Annotated in this window: 1 protein-coding gene and 2 pseudogenes; 2 read left to right on the forward strand and 1 reads right to left on the reverse strand. The window is 70.4% G+C overall.

The features are described 5' to 3' along the window. Positions 1–267, reverse strand: a 267-nt coding sequence (locus ACZ5ON_RS36055) for a hypothetical protein (RefSeq protein WP_465601847.1), incomplete at its 3' end; no start/stop codon positions are given. On the opposite strand from ACZ5ON_RS36055, the pseudogene ACZ5ON_RS36060 reads away from it, so the two are divergent. Continuing rightward, positions 187–402 (forward strand): annotated as a pseudogene (locus ACZ5ON_RS36060) (hypothetical protein); the annotation flags it as partial. The gene ACZ5ON_RS36055 and the pseudogene ACZ5ON_RS36060 overlap by 81 nt on opposite strands. Beyond that, positions 360–836: pseudogene (locus ACZ5ON_RS36065) on the forward strand (ABC transporter ATP-binding protein); the annotation flags it as partial. The pseudogenes ACZ5ON_RS36060 and ACZ5ON_RS36065, both read left to right, overlap by 43 nt. Between the last annotated feature and the right edge of the window lie 488 nt (positions 837–1324).

The raw sequence follows: 1324 nt of genomic DNA on the forward strand, positions 1-1324 counted from the left end.
CCTGCCGCCGCCCAGAAGTACACCCTCCACGCCGAGGTCGTGATCATGGAAGACGGGCTTGTGCCCCGGCCGCGACGATAAACGCAGCGGCGTTGAACAGCTCGGCAACGCCCTGAAGCCACCCGAGCAACCTCGAAGCGAGTGTTCCCGGATTCCCGACTCGGGTGATCTCGGTGTTGTCGCCGCAGCGCGTCGCCGCTCGTGCTCGGCCAGGCCGACGAAGTCGCCTACCTCGTGAACGGAAAGGTGCAGGCGACCGGCACGCACGGAGAGCTCCTCGCCGACCAGCCGGGGTACGCGGCACTGGTGTTCCGCGGCAGCACCGAAATCCCTGACGGAACCGCCGTGGCGCAGCTCGTCAACAGCACCACGTGTTCATGGGTACCCTTCGCGACAACATGACCATGGCCGCGCCAGAAGCCGACGACGAGGCCGTCCTCGCGGCGCTGAAGTCGGTGGAAGCGGACTGGGTGGCCGAACTGCCGGAAGGCCTGGACACCCCGCTGGGCTCGGGCGGAGTCGAACTGGAGGCTGCCCAAGCACAGCAACTCACCCTGGCCAGGGTGCATCTGGCGGACCCTCACACCCTGATCCTGGACGAGGCCACGTCGCTGCTCGACCCGACGACGGCCCGGCAGGCGGAGCGGGCAGTGGCCGCCGTCCGGTCGGACCGCACCGTCATTGCCATCGCCCACCGACTGCAGACCGCACACGACGCCGATCGCGTCGCCGTCATGGAGTCCGGCCGCATCGTCGAGCTGGGCATCCACGACGAACTGGTCGGCGCGGGCGGACCGTACTCGGACCTGTGGCGGTCGTGGAACGGCGAAAGCTGAGTCTTCGACACGTCGTACGCCCCCTGGGAGTCCGCTCCCCGGGGGCGTACTCATTTCTGCTCCCCGCCTCTCCCCCTGACCCGCCCAAAGGAGTCCACTTCGACGCCGGCTTCGGCCTCCGACCGGTGCCCGGGGCGGGACGGCACGGCCTTCCTCCGCACCGCGGAGCGGTAGATCCTTCGCGGCGGCGCCGGCGAAGCCTGTGAGGTGTCACGCCGCCCCGTGCCATCAGGCACCTGGCCAGGGCCGCGGCGACCGGGGTTGCCAGAGGGCGGACCGCTCCGGCGGTCAGGCTAAGGATTTCGAGGCTCCGCCGACCGGCATCACGGTGGCCCTGGCGTTGCGCGGCCACGGTCCGTTCCCGGCTTTGCCGGAAGGGGGTGGGCAGGCCGGAGGGGGCCCGGTGCGTGTGCACCGGGCCCCCTTCGGGTCACTGGAGCCTGTGGGTCGGCTTAGTACCAGTGGTGGGCGGCCCACCAGGACCAGGC

It is taken from the genome of Kitasatospora sp. NPDC032150 (genome assembly GCF_055579945.1).